This window comes from Sphingobacterium sp. NPDC055431 (genome assembly GCF_053644255.1).
Window position 1 is genome coordinate 78,384 of the sequence record NZ_JBSHLH010000012.1, and the last position, 24,028, is coordinate 102,411.

A 24,028-nucleotide genomic window follows, 5' to 3' on the forward strand; every position below is an offset into this window, starting at 1 on the left:
TTCTAAGTTTTAAAAGTCAAACTTCAACCCGAAGGTATAGCTAGGCATCAAACGCATTCCGCCCATTGGGAATTCTGGGTCTTCTCCAGCCTTGTTGGAATAGATGCTGAATAGATTGTTCCCCTGTGCATACAACAGTACGTTGTTGATCCCAATTCTTTTGGTCAAGGTTTCTGGAAAATGATATCCTAAATAGATTTCTTGAAGTCGCAGATGCGATGCTGATTGGATCAGATAATCCATTGAACTGGTCACATAGCTCCAGATATAATATTCCGAATCATCTTTATTCAACGGCAAAGGGACCATCTTGCTTGGATCTGCAGTATTCACTTCCGATAATTTTGAATTCGGAAGCACTCTAGAAACCCAGTTTGGCGGATAATTGAATCCTAGCGTTTGAAATACATGCCCAAATTTACCAGTGAAAATAAAGGAGAAATCAAAGTTCTTATACTTGAAGGAGTTCATAAAGCCAAGGGTATATGGTGCTACCATGGTACCCATATTTCTCAAATAGGTTAATGGATTGCCTTCAGGAAAAGAAGATAATGGGAAGGGTTCACCATCAGGGCCAATTCGGGTCGGTTGATTATCGACGATACCAGAATATTGCCATCGCCATGCCGTATTCGCATCATAGCCTTTTACATAAGCAGCAGAGCCGCCCAAAGGCATTTGGAATGCATTGTAATTCACAACAAATAAATCCGTGATCTCATTTTTATTATAAGCGAAATTTACGTTTCCAGTCCACTGTACTTGGTCGCCAAAATTCTGCGAAGTACCAAGATCTATTTCAATACCTTTATTGACCATTGCCGCATTGTTCAGTTTCTGGATAAACGTACCATGGATAGAAGGAATGGACAATTCGGCCAAAAGGTCTTTACCAGATTTTTTATAGAGGTCTACCTTACCAAATAGTTTGTGTTCAAAAAATGAAAAGTCTATTCCGAAATCCCAATTACTGGTCTGCTCCCATCTAAGGGTTGGATTACCGTAACTTGCAAATCCAGCAATCAGTGCATTGATATATAGATCGGGAGACTGGCTTGGTGTAATCAAGGGCCTGAATGTGGTAGATGGATCATAATTGCCTAACTTTCCAAAGGTCAATCGGGTTGTTAACCGGTCTATCCAATCCACATTTTCCATGAACCCTTCTTTATAGAGATGCCACATTCCCCCAACGGAAAAGAATGGGGCATAACGATATTTAGGATCATCAGTAATTAAATTGGATGCATCAAAACGGTAACTTCCGGAAAGGATATATTTCTGTTTATAAGTGTATGCAGCATTCCCGTAAGCAGAGAATAGGCGCTGTGTCGTGTATCCAAAAACATTAAGGTATGGAAACGTAATTTCCTGTCCCAAATAATCTAGGATAGGATTAGATGGTCCCCCTGGGCCATTTGGAAAAGTCCCTACAGACATGGTTTCTTCATTATACCCATAGGCAGGTGGATTTTCAACAGACTCCGCTGTTAAGCTTTGGAATTCCATACCCGCTAAGGCATCAAGCTCATGATCAGGACCAAAATCGCGGTTATACCTTAATTGCCCTCTTACATTATATAAATCTGTACGTACTCGTTTTTGCTTTAAAATGCCACCTTTGGGAAGGTTCATTATAAAGAGGTTGGGTTCCACGGATGGATCCCAAGTCGTCGATTCGTTTACAGACTTTCTGACTTCAAAACTGTTTTCATTGTACAGATTTCGGGTATTGGCTGTTCCATATTCATATTGACCTCTTAATTCTGCAGATAAGCCTTTTAACAATTTAAAATTCATGGCCCCTTGAAATCTAGCCTGTGTATTTTCTATACTGAGGTTTCTGTTTGCAATTTCTAATATCGGGTTATAGGTCCAGTCAGCATAAGGAAATGAAGCAGTAGGAACTTCTCGATCTAGAATAGGTGCATAATATTTATGGACATTTGTATAGGAGCCATCAGGATTGATCAACATATCATAAGGTGACCAGCTATTCAGATCTTCCAAGGTAACTCCACTGTTATGATCTTTATTGAACAGATAATTCGCTCCCAAGGTTAAATCCCACCATTTTGTAATGCTGGTAATATTCCTAAAGTTGATCAAATATTTTTTACCATTGGTTTCTTTAAAGTTTGACTGGTTACTTTCATGCATCAGGGATAGATAATTGGTCATCCTTTCAGAGCCACCGGAAATGGAGAAATTGTATTGGGTAGCCGCTGGATTGTCAAGCAAATGATCAGTGATCTGCTTCTTATTGTCCAAAGTTTTCAATTGAGCCAATTGTGCATCACGCTCAGCCGTTGTTATAAACCCATAATTAGCTTCATTCATCAATATGGATGCTGTTCCCCAATCATAGCCTACATCATAAAAAGAAAATGGATCAGGTAGGGCACGCCAATTTTCATAGGCTTTCATTTCATAATGTACCGTTTCAGAAGAGGAAGCCAGTGGACGAACATAGCTTAAATCCAGTTTGGGTGAGATTTTAGTGAATACATTTAATTCCACCTTTAATGGAGCATTTTTATTGGCACTTTTAGTCGTGACAACAATAACCCCATTTGCAGAACGAGCTCCCCAAACTGAGCCTGCTGCGGCATCCTTCAAAACAGTAACGGATTCAACATCATTGGGATTGATGGAGGAGAAATCACCTTGGATAGGAAAACCATCCACAACAACCAATGGGGATGCATTGGCCATCAAGCTGGATTGGCCACGGATCTCGAGTTTAGGATTTCCTTTATCATCTACAGACCTAGCTTGCATTCCAGGTACTGTCCCGATCAACCGTTGCGAAATATTGGTAGAAGGTTTCTCCAATTGAGCCTTGGATACGGTACCATATGAGCCTGTGGACCTTTCTTTAGAAATAGTTTGAAAACCAGTATTGACAACCGTCACCTCACCGATGCTTTCAGGCTTGGGAGTCAGTAGCACAGAATAGAATGATTTCCCATCCAATTGAAGCTGCCTTTTTTCATATCCCAAATACGATATTTCCAAAATATCTGTCGCTTGCGCATCATCGATGGTAAAACTACCCTGCGCATCCGTAGAATAGTTTTTCTGTGTACGAAGATTAATGATGGTTGCCCCGATTAGCTTTTCTCCTTTTTCATTTAAAACCTGACCAGTAATGGTCCCTTGCTCTTGGCTTTCACTGACCTGTGGAGCTCTTGAAGGATTGACTTGGCTTACTGGCTTTAATGAAATTGAAATGGATTTTCCACTTCTCTTAAATTGCAGAGGCTTATTCTCAAGTAACTCAGGCATTACCTCTGAAAAATCCTTGTTCGAAACTTTTAGGTTAATATTCCAATCCGGATTTATTACGCCATCCTCAAACACAAAGATATAGCCAGTCTGTTTGGTAAGTTCTAAAAATGCTTTCTTAAAGGTGGCATTTTTGAGGTCCAAATTGACTTTCTGTGCATTAGATTTTGCCATGACCCCTAGCATGGAAAATAAAAATAGAAAAATGGTCAGTTTCATTTTTAATAAAAAAACATGTTTTTTATTGCTCATCGGTACATCATAATGAACAATACATTCCATAAATCAAGACGGACTTAAATTGTAAAATCCAGTCTAATGATTAAGTTTGTACTGTCTGTTTAAAAAATAGTTAGCTATACTTTTATTTTTTCAGGCATTACTGCCTGAGGTGTCTTCAGCACCTCGGCAGCTTTTTGTAATGGCAAACAATAGATCGACCCCTATTTATATGCAGTTACTTTCCTGTCTTTTACTTTAAATTTAATCTTGGTATTTAATTCTATTGCTTCTAAAACTTCATTTAACTTCACGTCCCTTCTGATGGTAGCCGAGAGTTTTTGTTCTTTAAAAGGTCCCATATCTACTTCAACATCATACCATCGTTCGATTTTCTTTCCAAAATCTTCCAGACTTAGGTTATTGATCATGTAGAGACCATCCTTCCAGGAAGCATACTCATCTGTATCAACTACTCTGGTTTGCAATTCTCCATTACTTGAAAGAATAGCTTGTTGACCTGGTTTAATCTTAACAACCGCATTGTTCTGATCCGAGCTCACCTGCACACTACCTTCAACCAAAGTAGTAATCACCTGCCCTTTATCACCATAAGCATTGATATTAAAGGAGGTTCCCAAAACTTTTACGAATTGATTATTAGATTGAACGATAAATGGTTTCTTTGGGTTTTTCGTAATTTCAAAATATACTTCACCCGTAATTTTTACCTGTCTGTTTTCTCCAATAAATTGAGTAGGGTAATTAATGGATGAAGCCGCATTTAACCAAGCTTTAGAGCCATCCGGCAAGGTCACTTGATATTGCCCTGACCGCGGAGTGCTAATGGTTGCCAACTGCACTTCCGGAGTTTTCATAATGGTTGTCCCATCTGCATAGGTCATTTGATCTGCTCCGACTACAAGTCCTTCCTGCCCCTCACTTAATGCAATGGCATTTCCATTGGAAAGGGTTAAAGTTGCGCGATTGGTTCCTGGGAGGATATCTGCTGAGGCAACCTGTTCCTGCGATGTTACTTTAGCTTTATTGTATATATAGTACCAAACCGTTGAAATGCTCATCAATAATAGTACGGCAGCGGCATATTTCAAAACTGGTGAAATTCGGTGCTTAGGAAATTCTATGACACGATGTTCTTCATTGATTTTTAGGTTCAATTGCTTCCAGGTTTCTTCTACAATTGGAACAGATTTGATCTTCAGGTTTTCCTGATCCTTATCATTCTCGGAAAACTGGAAATAATCCCGAAAACAAGCATCCATTTCCTCTTCATATTCTTCTGAGTCAATCATGGAAGTCAACAGGTCTAGTTCATCCTTATCCAAAGTATCGTTAATATACTTATGGAACAAAACGCGATATTGTTCATTCTTTTCCATATCGGATTTTAAAATTGGCTTTATTAATAGTTAGTGGACTATACTTAGAATACACCGAATACCAAAAAAGTAACAGGTTAGTTTTATAAAAAAACTGAAATAATTTATATCAACCTGATTATCAGATATATAATTTTAGGATTTTAGCGAAAATAATTGCTTGAGACAAAGGGAACCAAGAACAAAAGTAGCTGAGGAAGCCTACTTTGAAGGAATAATCGGATCTGCTTATTAGCGATCTGCAAATGTTGATTGATGGCGGAATGGCTGATCTGAAGTTGTTCACTAATTTCTTTATAGCTTTTACCTTCCAGTTTATGGAGTACATATACTTCTCTTTGTCTAGGTGTCAAAGCAGATAGCGCTTCTTCAAATAGTTTATTCGTTTCTTCAAACTGTAAGTTCTCCTCCACGTGCGAGTAGAATTCTCCGGTATTTAGTTGAGAAATACGATTCTGTTCTCGAATTGAACTCCTAAATGCGTTTCGCGATTGATTGGTCGCCATGGTATAGAGCAAGGCTCCAAAAGATTTTTCTTCCTTTAATTCTGTTCTGATCTGCCAAATTTTAAGAAAGATATCCTGTAATAGATCTTGGGCAAGATCTTCCGATTTCACGAGTTGCAGGAGTTTTATCGTAAGTTTTTCAGCGTACCTATGGTATAGTTTTTCAAAAGCAGTACGATTTCCAGCTTGCAATTGCAAAAGCAATTCTCTTTCGTCTTTATTGCCTTGATCGACCATGTATTTTATTCCTTAGGGTGATGAACATCCTAAATTACAAAAACCTTTGGTTATTGACGGATATTCATGTTTAAACGTACGCTCTATTTTAGGTAAATCAATTTAATCTGTTGATTCAGTTTTCCGTTGTTCTTCACAAATTGATTAAATGCGATGATGCGACCATTCCTAGAGAAGTTAGGGATTCCTTGAACAGGGAGATCCTCTTCATTGAAATCGGTGAGTTTAACCAATTTGGACTGTTTCAAATGGAAGAGGTAAACATTATTTTTGGCAATAAAAGTAATCCGCTCTCCTTTTGGATCAAGATTGATAGCTGATGCAACTGAAAAATCAAAATCGCTAAGATAGATCATTTTCCCAGAAGGAATTTCACATTGTATAATTTGGTTTTTATCCTGATTATCTTTGGCCAATGCATAAATGGCTCCTCCATCTGGACTTGCTCTTAGCCAATGCCTTAAATTTGACAAGCCTTTCTCCGATCTCGTGATCCTAACAGCTTCTATATCCTGAGGTACTTTTGGATAATCCAAAATGTTTTCATCATTAACAGAATCCTTGAGCAATAAATCCCTATTAATTTCAACGATATAGATTTCGGTTATCTGCTTACCTTCCTTATTTAACGTATTACCTTGAAAAGCCAAGACATTATCATTTAACCAACATTCATCAAATGCTTTTACGATTTGATCCGAGCCTGGGATGGCCTTTGGTACCACCTGAGCTAAAAGGCTGGAAAAATAGGTTCCTTGTATATTTCCAGGAATAGGTTCAACTTTTTCTACAGGACTCTTTTGAAACATTACTCCAACGGTCCTTAAATCAGGTTCAATAAACTCGTCATTATAGGTGAAACTAACCATGTCACCGTTGGGACTCCAGCAATGCGAATGCGTTCCACCCCTTAAGCTTCCTTTTGAAAACGGCTTTTGGATATCCCTTGAGTCTGCTGGATATGCATTGATCTCATGACCAAGTTCGACCATCATTCCAAAACGGCGGGTCATTGCGTAAGGTTTTTCAGCATTGGCATCAGGTAAGCCATGGATAAAGATCACACAGTTCTCATGCGGGTGAAAAGATGCTGCTCCTACTCCTGGACCATATTGGCTTGGGTTCTTGGTCTGGTATATGATTCTTTCTTCCTTGGAGTTAACATTGACCATTCCAATTTCGGTACATTCTCCAATTTTAGTATCGTCGTTCCTTGCGTCGAAAACGATCCACTCATTATTGAAGTTGAAAACGGAATTATGGTGAAGGGTATGTCCTCGATCGGATTGGGTAAGCGTTTCAATTTTATACATGGAATTAGAATTCATTTTACATCCGGCAAAAAAACAGCTGCAATAACAAGAAGCAAATTATGGAATTTAGCTGGAAAGAAGGCAAAAATTGCTGTTTTGGATCGACCATGAAATTCAAACCCTAAGTTCACCCGCTTTATTTTTGATAATATTTTATCCAACACGCATAATTTTTGGTTAATAACTTTAAATTTTTTTCATCTTTTTAAGATTTCTGTTAGAATTTTCTTTTAAAACCTTGCCTAAAGCAAAGAACACATCCCTACTCTGCTGTTAATAATTTAACATTAATTGTGAAAACAAACTGGAAATTAGATGGTTAAACATTTAATTGTTCTTTTTAAATTTATTAACATAAATCAATGGATAGTTATCATTCAGGAAATAACTTTGAAATATGTTTTAGGTTTTGAACATTATTTTAATACCTGCGAAACTAATTAACTAAATATTTTTTTTCACTATTTAATCACAAAGACCATGACATCCAAAAATCCAACCCCAGCAAAATCACTTCTGACACCAGACAACCATGCTTTAGTGTTGATCGACCATGAAGGACAAATGGCTTTTGCAACATCATCCATCCCCATGATGCAGTTGCGCGCCCATGTAGCCTTACTAGCCGGAGGATCTAAAATCTTCAATGTCCCTACCATCGTAACTACAGTAGCCGAAGAAACATTCTCGGGACCAGTTTTCCCTGAGATCGAAGATGTATATCCGCAAGCAACCCATCCTTATATCGACCGTACCACAATGAACACTTGGGAAGACCAAAATGCCCATGACGCCATCGTAGCCACAGGAAAGAAAAGATTGGTATTGGCTGGTCTGTGGACCAGTGTGTGTATTGCGATGCCAGCACTTTCGGCAATTGAAGAAGGTTATGAAGTATATGTTGTTACTGATGCCTGTGGTGACATTACACCTGAGGCCCATAACATGTCCTTAATTCGCATGCAACAAGCTGGTGTAATTCCGATCACTGCTGTTCAATATGTATTGGAACTACAGAGAGATTGGGCACGTCAAGAAACTTACGAACCTGTAAACAACTTAATCAAGCAAAGAGCAGGATCATACGGTTTAGGTGTGCACTATGCGAAACACATGCTTAATAAAAACAATTAATCCTCTAACCCTATTATTTTAAGGTAGAAGATGAACAAAACCAAAAACTGGCGAATGACTATTAGCAGATATATTTTTATTTCAATCATATCATTAATTCCAGTTTTTGGTTTTTCCCAACAGCAAGATTCCATAGAACGATCAAACAAAATCAATTTCAAACAGGGAGGAGATATCCGGGTGCAATATTTTCATTTCAACAATCAAAATTGGAAAAAGGGAAATGATTCCGATTACTTATTGACTCGATTTTTATGGAATGCATCCTTAAATGTAGGTGCATCCCATCAATTCAAGGTTGAGTTCCAAAGTGGATTGGCAAATGGAATACCTAAACCGGTGTCCCCCGTCGATGAAAATGTTTTGGATCTACATCAAGCGTATTATAAATATTCCCATAATATCAATAACTCGAATAAGATTTCAGCGACGATAGGAAGACAGGAACTTCAATATGGTTCACAAAGGATTATTTCTGTTCGGGAAGGACCTAACAACAGGCAGTCATTTGATGCCATCAAGGTTAAATATGAACAAAATGACCTGTCGATTGATGCTTTTCTTTCCACATACGTTCAAGCCAAGACCGGTTTCTTTAATGATAGATTCTTAAATCAGAACAATGTGCTATGGGGAATATATGCTGTTAAGCATCATGTTCCTGTGATCCAGAATTTTGACCTTTACTATTTAGGTATCCATAGAAAAAAGGAAGTTATCAACCTACATAGTTATGAAACCAAGAAGCACTCTTTAGGGCTTCGAATTTGGGAAGGCACCTCAAACTTCACTTATGATCTAGAAGCACTCCTACAATGGGGAAAGACTAATTCAGGGGAACAGATCAACTCCTCTACGGCCTCAGCTCATATCACGTATAAGTTTGCGGAATTAGATTGGAAACCAATTTTAGGCTTAAAAGCGCAATACATCAGCGGAGACAAGGATTCAACAGATCAAACGCTGAATACCTTCGATCCTATATATCCAAAAGGAGCCTATTTTGGATTAAGTCCGATCATCGGTCCTAAAAACTTAACCAACATCCATCTTTACAGCAAAATCAATCCTATCAAGGACCTTACAGTTTCCTTAGAATACATCTATTTCTGGAGGAACTCGAGTGAAGATGCCGTATATGATGTAGGCGGAAATCCCTTGATAAAAAGCCTAAATCAGGAATCAAGAAACATTGGTAGCCAGTTTCAGGTCAGCCCTCAGTATCACCTCAAAGAAAAGCTTGTTCTCATGGGTGACTTTGCCTATTTCAAAACCGATCAATTCTTACAGGAATCGGATGCTGTAGACCTGTTCTCAGCTGCATTGGGAATTCAATATTCATTTTAGAAGTATAATTTTTAAAAATAAATAATCATGAAAGCAGACATAATATTATATAACGGAAAGATTAATACTTTAGACAAAGAAAACCAGATAGCCAATGCAGTGGCTATAAAAGATGATAAATTTATTGCGGTTGGTACCGACAAGGAAGTGATGGAGTTTTCGGACAACAAGACCAAACTTGTGGACCTGCAGCAAAGAACGGTTATCCCGGGCATCAACGATTCACATACCCACTTAATCCGCGGTGGTCTGTACTACAATCTTGAGCTGCGTTGGGATGGAGTACCTTCTTTGGCTGATGCCTTGAGAATGCTTAAGGAACAGGTGGATATCACACCGAGTCCGCAATGGGTCAGAGTTGTAGGCGGTTGGACAGAACAGCAGTTTGCAGAGAAAAGGATGCCTACTTTGGAGGAGATCAATGCCATCGCTCCTGATACCCCTGTTTTTATCCTTCATTTATATGATCGAGCATTTTTGAATGCCGCTGCCCTTCGTGCTGTCGGTTATGATAAAAACACGCCTAACCCTCCGGGAGGAGAAATCCAAAAGGATGCCAATGGCAATCCAACAGGTTTGATCCTAGCGACTCCAAATGCGACCATCTTGTACGCGACATTGGGCAAAGGTCCAAAATTAGGTTTTGAGGAGTCCTTGAATTCCACAAGACATTTTATGCGTGAGTTGAATCGCTTTGGGATTACCAGTGTAATCGATGCTGGCGGTGGTTCACAAAATTATCCGGATGATTATAAAGTCATCGAAACCTTAAGGGATGAAGATGAACTGACCGTAAGGATAGCATACAACCTATTTACACAGAAACCTAAAGAGGAATATCAAGATTTTCAAGGCTGGATAGACAGTGTAAAGCTTTTCCAAGGGGATGATAAATATAGGCATAATGGTGCCGGCGAAATGTTGGTTTATTCTGCTGCTGACTTCGAAGACTTTTTGCAACCAAGGCCTGACCTTCCAGAAACCATGGAAGAAGAGCTGGAAAAAGTGGTGAAGCTTTTGGTTACCAACAGATGGCCATTCAGGTTACATGCGACCTATAACGAGAGTATCAATAGATTCTTAAATGTCTTTGAAAAAGTAAACAAGGAAGTTCCTTTTGATGGATTGCATTGGATTTTTGACCATGCTGAGACCATTACCGAACAAAACATTGAACGTGTCAAAGCATTGGGCGGTGGTATTGCAATTCAGCATAGAATGGCCTACCAAGGTGAATATTTTACCGAACGATATGGCAAAGATGCTGCTGAACATACCCCACCAGTAAAAAAGATGTTGGAGATGGGTATTCCTGTAGCCGGAGGTACTGATGCCACTCGTGTTGCAAGTTATAACCCATGGGTTGGCCTATACTGGTTAGCTGCCGGAAAAACAGTAGGTGGACAGAAAATCTATTCCGATCAAACCATTTTAGACCGTCAAACCGCTCTTGAACTATATACCAAAGGTGGCTCTTGGTTCTCAAACGAACTAGGCAAAAAGGGCGAGATCAAAGTAGGTCAATTAGGAGACTTGGTTGTTTTGGACCGTGATTATTTCAATGTTCAAGAAGAGGAAATCAAAGATATCGAAGCTGACCTGACCGTTGTTGGGGGTAAGATCGTCTATGCTAAAGGTGATTTCCGAAACGAAGCGCCTCCTGCCCTTCCAATTTTACCGGATTGGTCGCCGACCAAAAACTACAATGGCTATTTCCCTGGATCTAACAATCTAGAACTTTCAAGCTACAATAAGAATAGCAGCGACGTCAAATCGGCGAAAGCAAAGGCTATGGCCCAAGCGCAAGCACAGTACATCCACGCATGTATCGGCTCATGCAATGTTCATGGCCATAACCATAATGTGGCTAGGATGAGCAATGTCCCAGTAAATAATTACACGTCTTTCTGGGGTACATTAGGCTGTTCTTGTTTTTCATTTTAATAAATATCCATGCAAGAGCTAATAACCAAACTATTATACTCTGATTTAGGATCAGAATTTAACAATTGGGTATTCCTTGGGTTCAGGGTGTTATTGATGATCGAACTGATGCGAGTGCATGGTCTAAAGAAAACGGACAGCCATCACGACACCCCAAATCCTTTGGGTTTGCCTCAAAAACTGAATAATTTAATTTCAGTATTCGCCACCCTATATCTTCCATTATTAGGAGTCATAGGGCTTGGTACCCGCTTAGTTATGCTGCCAGCATTAATGATCACGGCTATCGGATACTTTGTCATCCACAGGAAAGATAGTGTGGTAGAAAGAGATGTGCCCTTTATGTACAGTCTTTCTCTATTGTTGCTGGTACTATTTGGAGCAGGAACCAAATCAGTGGACTACTGGATCATAAACAACTTTCTACATTAAAAAACATGGAAAACAACATTTCAAAAATCATCGCTAATTTTCTTTTGGTATTTGTTGCCGGCTATGCAGATACCGCAACATTTACTTCTGGAAATGAAGTATTTTCTGCCCATGTGACGGGAAACTTTGTCGTCTTTGCCAATAAGTTGATCCACAATCCGCAACTTTCTGATTACAGGATATTACTGACCTTTCCTGTATTTATTGTTGCTGTTTATTTTACGGGATACCTTAACAGCAAAATCAATAATGAACGTACTCTTTATTTAGTAATGGGTACCATTTTAGCTATCTCGGGACTGCTCGCTCATTTCATCGGTAAAGATTATCCCATTGAATCGTTAGTGAATTTCGGAATAGTGCTGGTTGTAGTGTTTGCTCTAGGTATTAAAAATGCCATCAATAAACTCTATGGTAAATCTACTTTTGGACCAACGACGGTGATGACTGGAAATGTGACTAAGGCAACATTGGATTTTTGTCATGCTTTTATGGGCAAGGAAAAAGATGTTGATGCCAGAAAAAGTTTCCGGAGGATGCTCATATTAATTGTCGGGTTCTTGATTGGCTGTATCTCTGGAGCCCTGCTTTCTGCAAAATATGGCTTAGTCGTCCTGTTGATTCCGGCAACATTGGTCCTGCTCTATTACAGCCTGTTTTTTTCAAAAGCCAAAATTGCAAGCAGTTAGTTCCTTAAACATATCTATCATGAGAAAATTCAATCACTACATCACACTTGCCTACCTTACTATACTCTGTGTTTTTTGCAGTTCGCAATTATCGGCACAAGAGAAGGCAGATATTATTATCCATAACGCGAAAGTCCATAGCATGGACAATGCTAATCCCACTGCTGAAGCTATCGCCATCAAAAGCAATAAAATCCTAGCCTTAGGCAGCAATGCTGAAATCAATAAGTTGAGAGGAAAATCCAGCAAAACAATAGATGCCAAAGGGAAAACAGTAATTCCTGGTCTTTTTGACTCCCATTCCCATGTGATCCGAGCTGGCAGATTCTACAACAGCGAATTGCGCTGGGATGGAGTGAGCAGTCTGGAAAGAGCACTTCAGATGTTAAAAGAACAAGCCGAACGGACTCCAAAAGGCCAATGGGTGCGAGTTGTTGGTGGCTGGTCTCCGAATCAGTTTAAGGAAGAACGCTTCCCTACACTTGAGGAAATCAATGAAGCTACCGGCGATGTACCGACTTTCGTCCTTTATCTTTACGGAAAAGTGTATTTAAACAAAGCGGGGGTTGCCGCCCTGAAACTGAACTCGGAGAGTGAAAATCCTCCTGGCGGATTAATAGAGAAAGATAAACACGGAAATCCAACTGGGATGTTATTTGCAGAACCCAATGCTTTTATCTTGTACTCCACCCTTTCCAAACTGCCCGAGCTGAGTGACGCAGAAAAGATAAATTCAACCTTACTCTACATGACAGAATTGAATCGCCTAGGCATCACCTCTGTTATGGATGCTGGTGGTGGTTTCCAAAACTATCCGGATGATTATAGCATAACCGATAAATTGAATGAAGAAGGAAAGATCAGCATTCGACTTCCACATTACCTTTTCGCCCAGAAAAAAGGTGAAGAGCTGAATGACTATACCAAATGGGTAGGCATGGTTGATGTGGGCATCCATCCAAAAGCAACAGCGGTACCCAAAGATTATTATGTAGCTGGTGCCGGCGAGAATATCGTCTCTGATGCCGGAGATTTTGAGAACTTCCTTTTCCCCAGACCGGAATTACCAGAATCCATGGAAACTCAATTGCTGCCCGTAATCCGATTGTTGGTGAACAATAAATGGCCGTTTAGGTTGCATGCTACTTATGATGAAACCATTGGAAGGATGTTGGATGTGATCGAAGCCGTTAATGAGGAAATTCCATTGGGAGACCTTGTTTGGTTTTTTGACCATGCGGAAACGGTAAGTGATGCAAACCTAAAAAGGATCAAAGCATTAAACGGAGGGATTGCCATTCAAAATAGGATGTCTTTCCAAGGTGAGAATTTTATCAGAAGGTATGGCAAGAAGGCTGCGAATCAAGCGCCACCCATCCATAAAATCCTAGAAATGGGAATCCCTGTCGGATTAGGCACCGATGCCACCCGGGTCTCATCTTTCAACCCTTGGTTGGCAATCCATTGGTTGGTCTCTGGAAAGACGGTTGGAAATACCGAAATCCTACAAAAGGAAAATCGATTGGACCGCACACTGGCTCTTGAACTTATGACAAAAGGAGGCTACGACCTTATCAAACAAAGCAATGAAAAAGGCTTGCTAAAACCAGGTTATTATGCGGATTTGATCATTTTGGATCAGGATTATTTTACCATTCCTGAAGATGATATCAAAAAACTAAAATCTAACTTAACCATCGTAGATGGGAAAATAGTATTTGCAGATGATCAGTTCAAAGCATTCAGCAAAGAAAAACTGGAAGTGATTCCCGCATGGAGCCCAGTTAAATATTATGGTGGTTACCAAGAAAATTAATCAGTCTTAAAATAATGAGCTGTCGAGATGGACAGCTCATTTTTTAAATCCTGTTCTTCACTATTCTTCTTCGGTATTCTTTAATTTCATCAAAAGCGTATAGGCATTCTTGCTGACAACCTTCTTCTGCGAAAAATCCTGTGCATTTAACACCTGTACAAATCCCTTATCTGACTCGCCTAAAGAAACTGCTACCATGCGGTAGGTATTCTTGCCTTCATGAACAAATACAAAATTCTGTCCCTTGTAATCTACGATGCTTTCTTCGGGCAATGCTTTTGAAAAAGCAGTCTGTGATGCAATTTCTATATTCATGTAAGTACCCGGAACTAAATTGAGGTTCTTTTGGGTAAACTGACATTGAACATCTGCCAATCCATTTTCGTCAATTATGGCCCCCAGCAATTGGATCTTTGCCGGGTATCTAGTCTGAGGATCTAGATTTGAATAGGCTACTAAATCCTGTCCAACCTTTAATTTTTCCAAGTCTTTCTCCAGAACTTTAATGCTGAGATGAATATTACTGGGATTGATCAATTCGAAAAGGACATCGGTGGGATTTAAATACTTCCCGATATTTACATTGACTCTACTGACATATCCATTAATCGGACTATACACAGCAACATGATTGACAATATTAGTTGAGCTTATTTGATTAGGATCTATATGGACCATCCTCAATTGCTGTGCAATTGTGTTTATAAGAACCTGTTGGTTTTCCATTTCAGATTTTGCAGCTTGCATAACCTTGTCGCTACTAGCTTGGGCTTGGTTCAAGTCTCGCTGACGGATATAATCGAGATTGGCAAAGTTATACTTCGATTTTGCAGTCAAATAATCTTGTTGCAACTGAATAAACTGTGGATTTTCCAATATGGCAAGAACCTGCCCTTTGGCCACCTTCTTACCCGTCACTAAATCTGTTTGCTTTAAATATCCTCCTAAAGGCGCGCTGATGGATATTAAGTTTTGTGGAGGCACATCAATCTTGCCATTCATTTTTAACATCACTGAAATCTGCTGATCGGAGATTTCCATTTCTTCGATGCCTGCATTTTTTAGTTGTGCGTCCGTTAAAATGACTAGGTCCTCTTCTACTTTGTTTGCCACACTTTGTTGTTCGCTTACCTTCGTTGAACATGCAAACATGATGCTCATCAGGATTAAGGATATATATAAATAAATTGATTTTATAATTTTCATGATCATTGATTTAGAAGAAGAAATTTGTATTGAATGACAGCTTCATTGAGCTTCCACAAAGCATCTAGGTAATTATTGTTTACCAGTACGGTTTGATTTAAAAGCATCACGTATTCCAAGTAATTGATCTCTCCATTATTAAATTGACTTTGGGCAGATTCCAAAATTATTTGGGCATGCCTTAAATCACTTGATTCAAACTGATTGACAATCTTTAAGGAATTTTGATAAGCAATATGTAGCTGCTCCCTTTGAACTTCCATGCTGTATCTGAAGTTTTGAAGATTGCTCTCTGCTATGTTTTCTGATATCCTTGATGCTTTCACTTTGGCCCTTTGTCCTGAGGAGAAAATGGGCAAGCCTATCCCGAACTGTACAGAATGAAACCTTGGAACGGCATTGTAATAGATATCGTTTGGACCAATCCCTTTGAAACTATTCAAACTATACCCTAGTGTCAACTCTGGCAATAGCCTAGATTTCTCCAATTCAACCTGTTTAGCAGAAATGACAACTTCTTGTTCCAATAGACTTATTTGAGGGTTGTCTTGACCCTCCTGAAAAGCAAGTTTTGCATGAGCTTCATCCATTACCGTGAATGCTGAATTGGAATTGAGAAGCCAATTAAAACGCTTATGCAACATTTCAAGTTCCTGTTGTATTTGCATGACCTGAACACCAATCGATGACCTTTGGTTCTCCACTGTACTCAGTTCCAATATATTGCTTTCTCCAGCCTTCTTACGCAAGGTTGCTTTCTCCGCCATCTTAGAATACAGCTGATGATAACTTTCTAAAAGCTTTTTCTTGTCCTTCCAGAACAACATCTCATAGTAAGTCAAGGAAATGGCTTTCTTCAACTCATATTCTTTCATATCAATATGCAATTCGCTTTTCTTCCATTCCTCAGTAAATAAGCCTTTTTGTTTGCTGTAAACCGTTGGGAAGGCAATGCTTTGTGAGGCATTCAATCGGATATCCGTATTGGCACTATTGACCTGGCCGTATTCAGAATTGATCCCAAACTGAGGAATATCGGAGCTAGCTGTCTTTATCAAACTTTTCGCATAGTCAGATTTTAGTTTCTCTAGTTTAATATTGCGATTTTTCTTTATGGCCAATTGCATGGCATCCTCTAGTGAAATAGGAGTCTGTGCATTAAGCTGATTACCTAAAAAGGAACTCATGAACAAGAAAATGACAACTAATGTTTCAGGCTTTTTAATCTTTCTTTTAAATCCATTTTCAATGGTGACATAAAGCAATGGAAGAACAAACAGTGTCAGCAAAGTTGCAACCATCAAGCCTCCAATGACCACGGTTGCCAAGGGTCTTTGAACTTCTGCACCAGCCCCTGAACTGATTGCCATTGGGATAAACCCCAATGAAGCGACACTAGCAGTCATCAAGACGGGGCGCAAACGGCTTTCGCCAGCATCAATAACAATCCTGACAATATTCCTTATCCCTTTTTTCTTCAACCTATTGAACTCCGAGATCAACACAATTCCATTCAAAACAGCCACACCAAACAAAGCGATAAACCCTACCCCAGCACTGATACTGAACGGCATCCCTCGGAATGCCAAAAGAAACACCCCTCCAATAATAGACAAGGGTATCGCCGTATAGATCAGAAGGCTTTCTTTGATTGACTTAAAAGCCAAAAACAACAGGATAAAAATCAACGCTAAGGCTATTGGAACAGCAATCATCAATCTACCTTTTGCATTATTCAAATTCTCGAAAGAACCACCATAGGAAATGGAATAACCAGCTGGAAGCTTAATCTGTTGTTCCACTTTACCTTGAAGTTCCTCAACAATACTCTGAACATCCCGATCCTTAATATTAAAACCCACTACAATCCTTCTTTGCGCATTCTCTCGCTGAATTTGATTGGGTCCTTGGACGATGTCCACTGTTGCTAATTTGGACAAAGGAATCTGCACTCCTTCTTTCGTGGGTATAAGGAGATCCTGAACCTGTCGAAGGTTTTGTCGTAGATCCTGGTTCAATCTCACTACGATGTCGAACCTCTTCTCCCCTTCGAAAAACTGACCTGATTGCTGCCCTGCAAAGGCAGCATTGATGACCTTGTTGATTTCAGCAATGGAAAGATGATATTGTGCTATGACAGGTCTGTTAAACTTTACCAGCACTTGGGATAATCCCGATATAGGCTCTATATATAAATTCTGAGTTCCTTCAACTTCATTGATAATCTTTCCGATCTTCTTGGCACTTTCCATTAAGGAATCGAGGTCATCGCCAAATATCTTGAGCACTACATCCTGTCTAGCACCCGTCATCAGCTCATTGAAGCGCATCTGAACCGGGTATTGGAAACCAACGGTTATGCCCGGCACATCCTCCAATGCCTTTGCCATCTTGTCTGCCATTTCTGGAAAGGTCCTGGCTGATGTCCATTCCTTTTTGTCTTTTAAGATAACCATCATATCGGAGGCTTCCATCGGCATCGGATCGGTTGGAACTTCCCCACTACCTATTTTTGTAACTACTTTTTCTACTTCCGGAAAGTTGGTTTTTAAGACTTTCGCTGCCTTTGTGACGCTTTCAATGGTGGTATTCAGATTACTTCCGGGCAATATCCTGGTGTCAACAGCAAAATCTCCTTCTTCCAGAGAAGGAATAAATTCTCCTCCCATCCGACTTAAAATCCATATCGATATTGCAAATAGGATTAGAACAATGGAAAAGATAAGTTTGGGCAATCTCAATACTTTAAATAGCATTCTTTGATATAGAGCTTCCATCTTTTTCATCATTCGGTCCGAAAAGGAAGGTTTTAGCTGTCTTTTCTTTAACAAAACCGAACTCATCATAGGGATATAAGTTAAGGAGAGAAGAAATGCCCCCAATAACGCAAAAGCAACCGTCTCTGCCATTGGTTTAAACATTTTCCCTTCTATGCCTTCTAAGGTCAATATCGGAAGATAAACAATCAAGATAATGACCTGACCGAATACCGCAGAATTCATCATTTTACCCGCTGAATCCACCACAATAGAATCCATCTTTTTGTTCGGTATATTGGTCAATTCTTGGAATTTCGCATTCTTGCTCAGTTGATGCATGACCGCTTCAACAATGATAACTGCACCATCAATGATGAGCCCAAAATCTAAGGCCCCTAAACTCATCAGGTTGCCACTGACCGAGAACAGGTTCATCATACAGATGGCAAACAGCATGGCAAGAGGAATGACGGAAGCAACTAAAAAGCCTGCTCTTAGATTTCCTAAAAATAGCACCAACACAAAAACGACAATCAAGGAACCTTCCAAAAGGTTGGTTTCAACGGTGTTTATCGCATTGTTGACCATCTTTGTCCGGTCCAAGAAAGGTTCCAACAGCACGCCCTCAGGTAGTGTTTTTTGGATTTCAGCAACCTTCTTTTTTACCTCCTTTATGACTTGGCTGCTATTGGCTCCTTTTAGCATCATCACCACAGCGCCTGCCACCTCGCCTTCATCATTATAAGTCATGGCACCATAACGTGTGGCATAACCAATCTTTACCTCCGCTACATCTCTGATAAACAATGGAACTTCAGACTCCTTGTTGATGGCTATATTTTCAATATCCATAATGGAATTAACAAGGCCTTCACTACGGATATATAAAACCGTCGGACCTTTCTCAATATAGGAACCACCTGTATTCTGGTTGTTATCATTCAAGGCTTGGAAAACATCATGAATGGTGATTCCATAGGCATTCAATTTATCTGGATTTACGGCAATTTCATATTGCTTCAATTTGCCGCCAAAGCTGCTTACCTCTGCAACGCCTTGTACTCCTAAAAGCTGTCGCCTAACCACCCAATCCTGGATAGTTCTCAATTCTGTCACATTGAACTTCCGTTCATAGCCTGTCTTGGCCCGGATTACATACTGATATATTTCGCCAAGACCCGTCGATATTGGACCTAGCTCAGGTATTCCTATTTCCGCAGGAATCTCCTGCTGCACTTTTTGGAGACGCTCAGCAACTTGCTGCCTGGCCCAATAGATATCAACATGATCTTCAAAAACGATGGTCACTAAGGAAAGGCCAAACCTCGAAAAACTCCGTATTTCCTTTCTGCCGGAAATATTATTGTTGGCCTGTTCAATTGGAAAGGTAATCAAACGTTCAATATCAGTTGCACCATATGATGGGGCTACTGTAATAACCTGCACTTGATTATTGGTAATGTCTGGAACTGCGTCAATGGGCAGCCTAGTAAGCTGATATGACCCCACAGCGATAAGCCCCAATACCAAGAGTGCGATAATGAGCTTATTCCTTACGGAATACTCAATAATTCTTGTAAGCATAATCTGGATTCTGTTAATCTTTAAAAAAATGAAACTCAAGCCTAATCTGTAACCCCCTTGAAACCCCGCAATTCCTTAAAGAACTGGACATGGTTACCCAAGAATGTGATTACAAACCGATATTAGGCGGAAAGATTAACAAGCCTTTGGCGGCTGCCAAATGGACGAGAGGTAAATGTGATTTATTAAAAATTCATTTTCAAAAGGAAAGGTCTTTTCCTTCTCGATATAAGCCTTGTCTATTACTTCAAGATTTATACTTGTTGGTGAAATAAATACAAAACTTAAGGTTGAACTATGAAGCATAAAAGGAAGCCTTTTATCCTGATCATAATCTTCGTCATGAGCGTGACCTTTGAAATGGTCTTCGTTGTAATGCAATACTAAGAAATCAGAAAAGCTGAGATCATAGCTTTTTTCTTTATGTTCAAAATAATGCTCTATTAGAATAGGTAATTTCAACAATTGACTTAATTCCGTTGTCGAAAAAACGTATAGAAATAGAAACAATATGGCGAACTGCTTTTTCATTAAATCAAATTTAAGAAACATTGTTTTTAATAATTGTTGGGTTCAATAATTTAAATCTGTTCAAAATAAGGTGATTAGGAATCCTCAGACCCTTTTCTGTAATCTTATCCTAATACTTATTGATCCTGTTCAGATTCTTTACCATTTATTGTTTATTTCATAGATAGCACAAAAATACCTAACAAGCTCTTATGCAGAAAATTAACTACCAATTATCAATAGCGAAATTATAAAAAAGTGTTTGCCTAAAAATTTATTTTTGAACTAAGAAAGATTTGATGATTTTATCATCAATTTTCAACAAGGAAAATCAGACGATCAGACCAATTTATTCACTTTGGAACAAGGATTGTCATATTTTACAAAGTCTACATTCTTTATGGACTTTTAAATAAAATTGTTGAATCTTTAATTATTTGCCAATTAATTTCGTTTTCTGTAAAAACATTGATAACAATTCAGGCATTGGTAACAAAGTAGTGACAACAATAATTCTAAATTGTAAAGCTGTTCCAATTAAATTAGTTTTACCGCCTGAGACCTTAACAAACCGAATTTAGCCGTGGCCTTTTTCTAGAAAATTTTCTAGTAATTATTACTTTTTTAACCTAAAAACTAACCCTAATTAATCAATCTTATGAAGAAACATAAGCTGCTCTATGTGCTTTTCTTTTGGCTTAGTCTTGTTCAATTGACTTATGCCCAGACAACCATCTCAGGAAAGGTGGTTGATGAACTTTCAGGTTCAGCACTCTCGAATGTCAGTGTAAGGATTAAAGACACCCGAATTGGTGGTGTCTCTGACAACAATGGAAATTTCACCATCAATGCCCCAAAACTTCCCGCTACCATCCTCTTTACAATGGTAGGATTTGAAGATCAAGAAGTCCAGGTCTCTGCTGCAAGCAACAACCTTGTCATCAAGATGCAGGAAAACATGAACAATACCTTGAATGAGGTCGTTGTTACCGGTTTGGCTTCATCTATCAAAAGAAAAAACTTAGCAAATGCTGTTAGTTCGGTGAATGCCGCTGAACTGACTGGTGTGACTAAACCTCAAACGACCGATGCAGCTCTGTACGGTAAAGTAACGGGTGCAAACATCCGTTCTAACTCTGGAGCTCCAGGTGGTGGTATGTCCATACAGTTAAGAGGGCTTTCAAGCCTTGTTGGTGCCTCTCAACCTTTGATTATCTTAGATGGGGTCTATGTGAACAACTCTACCCAATCAACCGGTAGAGCAACTGTAAATGGCGCTGGTAACTCAACACAAGATGATGGTTCAAACCGCCTTGCCGACATTAACCCCGATGAAATCGAAAATATCGAAATCCTTAAAGGTCCTTCTGCCGCTGCGATTTACGGAACCCGTGCCAATGCTGGGGTAATAATTATTACCACCAAAAAAGGTAAAGAAGGCCGTACGAAAGTATCGATCTCGGAGGACTTTGGTCTAACAACTCCTCTTAAGCTTCTGGGCTATGATGATTGGTCCGAAGAAAAAATCAATTATTTCTATGGTGGTACCACCCAAAGCCAAACAAATCGTAGAAACCTTGAACTGGAAAGATTCCGTGAAGCTAAAGCAAACAATAGCTTTGTGAACTATGAAGATTACTTCTATGATCATCAGCGCTTTTCAAGCAACACGCGTTTAAATGTTTCCGGTGGTACAGAAAAAACTAAATTCTTTGTTGCCGGTGGTATCAATGATGAAAACGGATTGATTAAAAACACAGGATTCCAAAGGTATACCGTGCGTGCAAACATCGACCAAAAGATCACAAATGCCATCCAATTGTCTGTAAATTCTAGCTATATCCGCTCCAATACCGATCGCGGATTTACAGGAAACCAAAACAGGACCGGAGCAAGTATTGGCTATGCCATCGCTGCAACGCCAAATTACTACGACCTGAGACAACGTCCTGATGGTACTTACCCTGACAACCCATACTTTACTGAAAACCCTATTGCCCTAACGGATAAATCAACCAACAACTCCTTGGTAAACAGGTCAATCAGTTCTTTCAACTTAGGCATAGATCTATTCAAAGGGGAAAGCAGTTATATGAAATTCGTGTTGAATGGTGGTCTAGACTATTTACAGAATACAACAAACATCCACCTGCCAGAAGATTTACAATACCAACGTAGTATTGCCAATCCTGGTGATATCATGAACGGCAAGCAAGAGAGTTTCAATACAAACTTACAGGCTGCCTTGGTTTACAACTTCAACCTGAAACGTGTGAACATGAACTCCCAGGTAGGTATGGTGAGATTGGATTTCAAAGATGACTTGCTATTTGTAAGAGGTCAAGGTTTGGCGCCGCTTCAGAAAAATGTTAAACAAGCTGCTGTTCAGACTATCTTCAACCAGTTCTTTATGAGAACTCAGGAAGCTGGTATCTTCTTACAACAGGAAGCAAACTTTGAAGATAAGATCATAGGTACCCTTGGTGTCCGTTTTGATAAGTCCTCTTTAAATGGCAATCCAAATAAATTATTTGCATTCCCTAAGGCATCCTTAGCGATGAACTTAACAAGTTTCGACTTCCTAAGAGACCACTTCATTTCTCAATTGAAACCAAGGATTGCCTACGGTGAGACTGCTGGTCCAGTAGCTTTTGGGGCAACCTATTCCTCTTTGGTTGGTGTGAACATTGGCGGTTTATTGGGTTCATCCCTTTCTACCATTGTAGGAAATGTGAACATCCTTCCTGAAACCGCTAAAGAATTGGAATTCGGTGTGGATGTCGGAATTTTGAAAAATAGACTTTCCTTGGAAGCGACCTATTACATCAAAAATACCGCAAACAACATCCAGCCATTGAACCTTTCACCTTCATCGGGATTTACTTCAACTTCCAGCAACCTTGCTGAACTGAGCAACAAAGGTATCGAGTTAAGCCTGTCCGGTACTCCATTCGAAAGGGAAAACTTTAAATGGAACAGTAGATTGATGTTCTGGAAAAACGATATTACCATTAGTAAACTGGGAATCCCTACCTATACCACTGGTGGATTCGGCGTTAGTTACGGAACATTCCTGATGAAAGAAGGCGAAAAACTAGGAACTATCGTAGGAACTCCACAGATCAACCCAGGTGAATACACGGTTTGGGGCAACTCCCAACCGAAATTCAACATGAGTTTCAGCAACAACTTGACCATCTACAAAAACTTTGACTTCTCTTTCTTGTTTGATTGGAAAAAAGGTGGCTACAATGTCAACTTAACTAACCTAAACTTGGATGAAGGTGGTAACTCAAAAGATTGGTTCGGTGATAGAAACGGTGATGGTATCCCGAATGGTAAACAAAGAGAACCAGAACCATTCAACAATGCCGGTCGATTCGTAGAAGATGCTTCTTACATCAAATTAAGAGAGGTTGGTTTATACTATAGCATGCCAACTGAGGTTACCCAAAGATTGTTCAAAAACAAAGTACAACGCTTTAGAGCAGGTATCTCGGGCAACAACCTAGTAATGATAAGCAAATATTCGGGTTATGATCCTGAAACTTCAACATTTGGAAATGGCCTTGCCAACAATATCGATGTTGGTCCATACCCAAGTGCACGCAGATTTTTCTTAAACCTTAGCCTAGATTTTTAAC

14 protein-coding genes are annotated in these 24,028 nt (G+C 39.4%); 7 read left to right on the plus strand and 7 right to left on the minus strand.

From position 1 onward, the window contains the following. Window positions 1–9 precede the first annotated feature (9 nt). The 4 genes from ACWIB3_RS12045 to ACWIB3_RS12060 all read right to left on the minus strand — a co-directional run bounded on the left by ACWIB3_RS12045 (window position 10) and on the right by ACWIB3_RS12060 (window position 6,963). Complete coding sequence (locus ACWIB3_RS12045) at window positions 10–3,462, minus strand: SusC/RagA family TonB-linked outer membrane protein (protein WP_454291693.1); 3,453 nt, start codon at window positions 3,460–3,462, stop codon at window positions 10–12. A gap of 269 nt (window positions 3,463–3,731) precedes the next feature. Next, window positions 3,732–4,907 (minus strand): FecR family protein, encoded by a 1,176-nt coding sequence (locus ACWIB3_RS12050; RefSeq protein WP_454291694.1) that lies wholly within the window; start codon window positions 4,905–4,907, stop codon window positions 3,732–3,734. A 143-nt stretch (window positions 4,908–5,050) separates the two neighbouring features. Beyond that, complete coding sequence (locus tag ACWIB3_RS12055; protein ID WP_454291695.1) at window positions 5,051–5,650, minus strand: RNA polymerase sigma factor; 600 nt, start codon at window positions 5,648–5,650, stop codon at window positions 5,051–5,053. 83 nt (window positions 5,651–5,733) lie between these two features. Next, entirely contained in the window at window positions 5,734–6,963 is a 1,230-nt protein-coding gene (locus ACWIB3_RS12060) for a DUF3748 domain-containing protein (RefSeq protein WP_454291696.1), read from the minus strand. A gap of 480 nt (window positions 6,964–7,443) precedes the next feature. Between ACWIB3_RS12060 and ACWIB3_RS12065 the strand changes: the two genes are divergently transcribed. Genes ACWIB3_RS12065 through ACWIB3_RS12090 form a run of 6 tightly spaced genes read left to right on the plus strand, consistent with a single transcriptional unit; the run spans window position 7,444 to window position 14,325 of the window. Next, window positions 7,444–8,097 (plus strand): hydrolase, encoded by a 654-nt coding sequence (locus ACWIB3_RS12065; RefSeq protein ID WP_185211735.1) that lies wholly within the window; start codon window positions 7,444–7,446, stop codon window positions 8,095–8,097. Between the two features lie 54 nt (window positions 8,098–8,151). Beyond that, on the plus strand, window positions 8,152–9,444 hold the full coding sequence (locus tag ACWIB3_RS12070; RefSeq protein ID WP_454291697.1) for an alginate export family protein: 1,293 nt from the start codon (window positions 8,152–8,154) through the stop codon (window positions 9,442–9,444). 27 nt (window positions 9,445–9,471) lie between these two features. Continuing rightward, window positions 9,472–11,388 (plus strand): amidohydrolase, encoded by a 1,917-nt coding sequence (locus ACWIB3_RS12075; protein WP_454291698.1) that lies wholly within the window; start codon window positions 9,472–9,474, stop codon window positions 11,386–11,388. 9 nt (window positions 11,389–11,397) lie between these two features. Then, complete coding sequence (locus ACWIB3_RS12080; protein WP_185217025.1) at window positions 11,398–11,820, plus strand: DoxX family protein; 423 nt, start codon at window positions 11,398–11,400, stop codon at window positions 11,818–11,820. Window positions 11,821–11,825: 5 nt separating this feature from the next. After that, on the plus strand, window positions 11,826–12,509 hold the full coding sequence (locus ACWIB3_RS12085) for a YoaK family protein (RefSeq protein WP_454291699.1): 684 nt from the start codon (window positions 11,826–11,828) through the stop codon (window positions 12,507–12,509). Between the two features lie 19 nt (window positions 12,510–12,528). Then, window positions 12,529–14,325, plus strand: a complete 1,797-nt coding sequence (locus ACWIB3_RS12090) for an amidohydrolase (RefSeq protein WP_454291700.1) — start codon at window positions 12,529–12,531, stop codon at window positions 14,323–14,325. 60 nt (window positions 14,326–14,385) lie between these two features. Here the strand turns inward: ACWIB3_RS12090 and ACWIB3_RS12095 are convergent, their stop codons facing one another. From ACWIB3_RS12095 to ACWIB3_RS12105, 3 genes are all read right to left on the minus strand, one after another. After that, window positions 14,386–15,531 carry an efflux RND transporter periplasmic adaptor subunit gene (locus ACWIB3_RS12095; RefSeq protein WP_454291701.1) on the minus strand — a complete coding sequence of 382 codons (1,146 nt, stop codon included), beginning with the start codon at window positions 15,529–15,531 and terminating at the stop codon, window positions 14,386–14,388. A 2-nt stretch (window positions 15,532–15,533) separates the two neighbouring features. Beyond that, window positions 15,534–19,874 carry a CusA/CzcA family heavy metal efflux RND transporter gene (locus tag ACWIB3_RS12100; protein ID WP_454291702.1) on the minus strand — a complete coding sequence of 1,447 codons (4,341 nt, stop codon included), beginning with the start codon at window positions 19,872–19,874 and terminating at the stop codon, window positions 15,534–15,536. Between the two features lie 135 nt (window positions 19,875–20,009). Continuing rightward, window positions 20,010–20,405, minus strand: coding sequence for a hypothetical protein (locus ACWIB3_RS12105; RefSeq protein WP_313258389.1), 396 nt, complete (start codon window positions 20,403–20,405; stop codon window positions 20,010–20,012). Between the two features lie 637 nt (window positions 20,406–21,042). Here ACWIB3_RS12105 and ACWIB3_RS12110 point away from each other — a divergent pair. After that, complete coding sequence (locus ACWIB3_RS12110; RefSeq protein ID WP_454291703.1) at window positions 21,043–24,027, plus strand: SusC/RagA family TonB-linked outer membrane protein; 2,985 nt, start codon at window positions 21,043–21,045, stop codon at window positions 24,025–24,027. Window position 24,028 lies beyond the last annotated feature (1 nt).

What these genes read in the sequence shown, in the direction of transcription:
- ACWIB3_RS12090 (WP_454291700.1), top strand. Translation starts at nt 12,529, where the DNA reads ATGAGAAAATTCAATCACTACATCACACTTGCCTACCTTACTATACTC.
- ACWIB3_RS12060 (WP_454291696.1), bottom strand. Translation starts at nt 6,963, where the DNA reads ATGTATAAAATTGAAACGCTTACCCAATCCGATCGAGGACATACCCTT.
- ACWIB3_RS12070 (WP_454291697.1), top strand. Translation starts at nt 8,152, where the DNA reads ATGACTATTAGCAGATATATTTTTATTTCAATCATATCATTAATTCCA.
- ACWIB3_RS12050 (WP_454291694.1), bottom strand. Translation starts at nt 4,907, where the DNA reads ATGGAAAAGAATGAACAATATCGCGTTTTGTTCCATAAGTATATTAAC.
- ACWIB3_RS12065 (WP_185211735.1), top strand. Translation starts at nt 7,444, where the DNA reads ATGACATCCAAAAATCCAACCCCAGCAAAATCACTTCTGACACCAGAC.
- ACWIB3_RS12085 (WP_454291699.1), top strand. Translation starts at nt 11,826, where the DNA reads ATGGAAAACAACATTTCAAAAATCATCGCTAATTTTCTTTTGGTATTT.
- ACWIB3_RS12080 (WP_185217025.1), top strand. Translation starts at nt 11,398, where the DNA reads ATGCAAGAGCTAATAACCAAACTATTATACTCTGATTTAGGATCAGAA.
- ACWIB3_RS12075 (WP_454291698.1), top strand. Translation starts at nt 9,472, where the DNA reads ATGAAAGCAGACATAATATTATATAACGGAAAGATTAATACTTTAGAC.
- ACWIB3_RS12045 (WP_454291693.1), bottom strand. Translation starts at nt 3,462, where the DNA reads ATGGCAAAATCTAATGCACAGAAAGTCAATTTGGACCTCAAAAATGCC.
- ACWIB3_RS12105 (WP_313258389.1), bottom strand. Translation starts at nt 20,405, where the DNA reads ATGAAAAAGCAGTTCGCCATATTGTTTCTATTTCTATACGTTTTTTCG.
- ACWIB3_RS12055 (WP_454291695.1), bottom strand. Translation starts at nt 5,650, where the DNA reads ATGGTCGATCAAGGCAATAAAGACGAAAGAGAATTGCTTTTGCAATTG.
- ACWIB3_RS12095 (WP_454291701.1), bottom strand. Translation starts at nt 15,531, where the DNA reads ATGAAAATTATAAAATCAATTTATTTATATATATCCTTAATCCTGATG.
- ACWIB3_RS12110 (WP_454291703.1), top strand. Translation starts at nt 21,043, where the DNA reads ATGAAGAAACATAAGCTGCTCTATGTGCTTTTCTTTTGGCTTAGTCTT.
- ACWIB3_RS12100 (WP_454291702.1), bottom strand. Translation starts at nt 19,874, where the DNA reads ATGCTTACAAGAATTATTGAGTATTCCGTAAGGAATAAGCTCATTATC.